The following is a 3,639-nucleotide window of genomic DNA, read 5'->3' as shown; positions in this document are numbered from 1 at the left end:
TTTTCGCAAAGCGGAAATATGCCAAATTTCGCCCAAACTAACCCTAATTTATTTTGGGAATATGCCGACATTTATGAGCGTTCAAATGCTCGAGTTTGTACAGAAATTGAATTTGCTTTACCGAGAGAATTAAATCTAGAACAACAGCAAATTCTGGTGAACGAGTTCATAAAACAGACCATAGATAATGATAAACACAAGTTACCGTATTCGTTTGCTATTCATAATGACCCTGAAAATAATAATCCCCATTGTCATTTAATCTTCTCAGAACGTCATCAAGACGGCATAGATCGCACTCCCGAACAATTTTTTAAGCGTGCAAATAGTAAGGCTTTAGCGTTGGGCGGAGCAATGAAATCAAAGCACGCTAACGCTAGGGAATTTGTGCAAGATATACGGACAACGTGGCGAAAGCTGGCAAACCAGCATCTAGAAAAGCACGGTATAGATAGCCGAATAGACGAACGAACCCTTAAAGCTCAAGGGATTGAACGAGATCCAACTACCCATATTCATTGGCGAGAATTTAAGAATTTAGACAAAATGCAACGTCAATCCGATGAGATTAGTCAGGAAATCTATCAAATAGGGCAAGAAATAGCCCAAGAGAAACGCTATAACGATTTAAGAGAGCAAGGGAAGGGGATTTTTTCCGCTAAATTTGAAATACTCTCTAAAAACGCCCTAAATCGCACACAGAGCAATTTTCAAGAAAAAGACAAGCGATCACAAGGGGAAGAAAATAAATCGTCTAAAAATCGCATTCAGGAGCTTTCTCAGACGGATTTTGAACAGTATTTGATAAAGCATTGGCTTAAACCAATAAGAACGCTTGAAGTTGAGTTAGAAAAACTAGATAAAATTCAGCGTGAATTTAACGGTTACAACAAAGAACTAAGCCAACTACAAAGCGAATATGACACGCTAAACAGTAAAAACAATGGCTTTTTAGGCTTATGGCAATCTAAAGAGCAGAAACAACGTATTCGAGAGATTGAAAATGAATACAGTCGAACTGAACGAGCTAAGATAGCCAAAAGCAAGGAATATAACGAATTAAACGAACGTATTGAGCAATTTAGAAAAGCTACGCTAGAACCTATGCAAAAGCAGATCGATAAAATGCTAAAAGAAAATCCAGAACTGAAAATGAGAAACGTCAATCAACTTACACGAATGGAATTTTCAGGCGTTTTAAAATGGCATAGGGAACAACAAAAAAGGGATCTTGAACACAAACAAGAACAGAAGCAAAAGGCTTTAAAACGTAAGGGATTGAGTTTATAACTAACGCCCTCGCTATGCTCGGTTGTTGCCTAAAAAAATCAATCAGAAAGACTACGCTATTCAGATTGATTTTTTCAGGTTAAATAACAAAAAACCGCCGTTTAAGGCGGTCTATGATATAATTCTTTTTGGTTGGTCAGGCTCTTGCAGTCTGATTGCCGTCAGACTGCAAAAAGCCTCGATCAATTGGTATCAACCCAACTGTAGGAGGTGAGTATGCCAACTTGGTTAAAATGGGTTTTGCTCATTGTAATCATTTTGTTGTTGTCTGGCGACACTGTGCAAGGTATTAGCTAGACAGCAACCAACCTAAAGGGGAGCGGAGCAATTCGCTCCCTTTTCCATATAAGCATTGTATGCTCGATCACCTCAATTTTCAAGTTTAACAAGTTCGCAATTAATGAGCTTATAGCCTTGAACCTGTAAGGCTTCTAAAAAATCTTGTTTCTTTCCTAGCTTTGATTTATGGCTTGCATTGACCGCTAAAAAGATCCAGTAGTGCCTTAAATCCTCTGGAGTTACATCCTCAATCCTAGTGTAATATTCATCAAGTATTTTTAGGCAAGCGTGAGCATAATTACCATACTCTGCATTACTCATTGCTGGATTTTGTTTATCTAAATGAACGTATTTACCATACTTGTTTTTATGTGGGAACGGTGGGCGTTTTAATTCTGTTTTAACCGCACTTTGCTTTGTTTTAATTTTGAAGTTCAAAGCATAAATACTTCGTCCACGTTTAATCGGTTCAACTTCGACAAATAGATCAGATTTTTCATTAATCTCATTGATAGCAGGGGTTAAAACTCTACTTTTAAAATTATCCCAACGGTTATATTTATCTGAAACTTGTAACCATTCTTTAAGCTCAATTAAAGATACTTCTCTCCAACCAACATAACGGTATTGAGCAAGTATTTCATAAAGTCTGATTGAATGAAAACCACTAAACTTGGCAACATATTCAAGATTGTATTTTGTAAATTTACTTTTAATTTCTGAAACGAACGGCATCAATTTTTCGTGTAATACGATTTGAAAACGCCCCTCACCCTTAAAATAAGTTTGATCTGTCAAAAAGATAGCTTTACGCCTAACCTTTGGAGTATCTTCTAAAATAGCCCAGCGACCACCTAGCTTATCTACGGCTGCTTGAACTTGTTGATAAGCCACCTTCTCATCAACTCCGAAATTTTCTACGAACTCAGCTACTGTAAATTCAAAATCTCTATGATGATTTTCAATACTAGGATCAATCTTGCCGATTGTTAATAATAATATCCGCATTTCATCTAAAGTCAGCTTATAGCTAGCTTCCACAAGGTTATTAGACTTAACAATAATTAAGTTTTTAGACATATTAAACCTACAAAAATAATAAAATAGGTTCAAATAATAAACCACAATATCACTACAATCAATGATTAAGTAGTGGAATACCATAAATTTGTAGGGTTTTAACCATAAATTTGTAGGGTTTTAACCATAAATTTGTAGGGTTTTAACCATAAATTTGTAGGGTTTTAACTCTTTAACTAGTTGATAATATTACATTTTTTACGTCCGAAAAAACAAAAAAACAAAAAAACAAAAAAATAGAGCCTAACGGCTCTTTTTGGGGCTTTCAGCCCTATTTTTTCTTTTTTTTGATTGGATTTAAGCCAAAAAGTACAAATATTAACCTTTGCAAGCATTGGCACTTGTTGGCAATGTTTGCAAAGGTTGAGCAACCGAAGCGATAGCGTAGGGCGGTAGATTATTTATTTTTTAAGATTTCTTCTTTTACAAAGCCAGCCAATTCATTAAATTTTTTATCGTCATTGATAAACTTACGCAATTTAGGGAAATCGGTATCTACGTCTATTTGTGGGTTATGTACAATTTCGTTTAACCAAAAAGCACCTAATAAAATTTTATAATGCGTAGATTTCTTACGCTTCTCAGCTTGTTCTTTTGACTTAATCAATCGAATTTTAGCCTTTATCTCATCTTGTTTTCTTTGTAGTTCAGCTTGTTTTTCTTCAAGTTTAGCGATTTTATCTTTATTCATAGCATAATCCTTTAGAAGTAAATTTGTTGATATATTAAACAAAGGATATTATAGTATCAAGCGGATTTATTCATTACTGATTTATCAGTAATGCTCACTTCCTAGTTTCTTTGCTAAAGCAAAAGAAACTACCGTTCGCAAGCGTACCGCTTTACCGTTTTCATAAAGCTCAAACACTTATGGCAATTTATCACTTAAATGTAAGACGAGTTAGCAAAGCTAAAGGACAATCAGCAAAAGCTAAAAGTAACTACATCAATCGAGATGATAAGTATTCTTCTCGATTTGATGATTTACAA

General features: G+C 35.0%; 3 protein-coding genes. 1 reads left to right on the top strand and 2 read right to left on the bottom strand.

What is annotated here, in order from left to right:
- Positions 1–1,290, top strand: a 1,290-nt coding sequence (locus C3007_RS11425; RefSeq protein WP_165779994.1) for a MobA/MobL family protein, incomplete at its 5' end; no start/stop codon positions are given.
- A gap of 369 nt (positions 1,291–1,659) precedes the next feature.
- On the opposite strand, the gene C3007_RS11420 is transcribed toward C3007_RS11425, so the two are convergent.
- Together C3007_RS11420 and C3007_RS11415 are read right to left on the bottom strand one after the other, a co-directional pair.
- Positions 1,660–2,649 carry a replication initiation protein gene (locus C3007_RS11420; RefSeq protein WP_103854530.1) on the bottom strand — a complete coding sequence of 330 codons (990 nt, stop codon included), beginning with the start codon at positions 2,647–2,649 and terminating at the stop codon, positions 1,660–1,662.
- A gap of 397 nt (positions 2,650–3,046) precedes the next feature.
- On the bottom strand, positions 3,047–3,340 hold the full coding sequence (locus C3007_RS11415; RefSeq protein WP_103854529.1) for a hypothetical protein: 294 nt from the start codon (positions 3,338–3,340) through the stop codon (positions 3,047–3,049).
- Positions 3,341–3,639 lie beyond the last annotated feature (299 nt).

It is taken from the genome of Avibacterium gallinarum, from assembly GCF_002921135.1.
In the GTDB taxonomy this organism is placed as follows: Bacteria; Pseudomonadota; Gammaproteobacteria; order Enterobacterales; family Pasteurellaceae; genus Avibacterium; species Avibacterium gallinarum.
The sequence above is the reverse complement of the archived record's forward strand: the minus strand, read 5'-3'. Positions and strand labels throughout refer to the sequence as shown.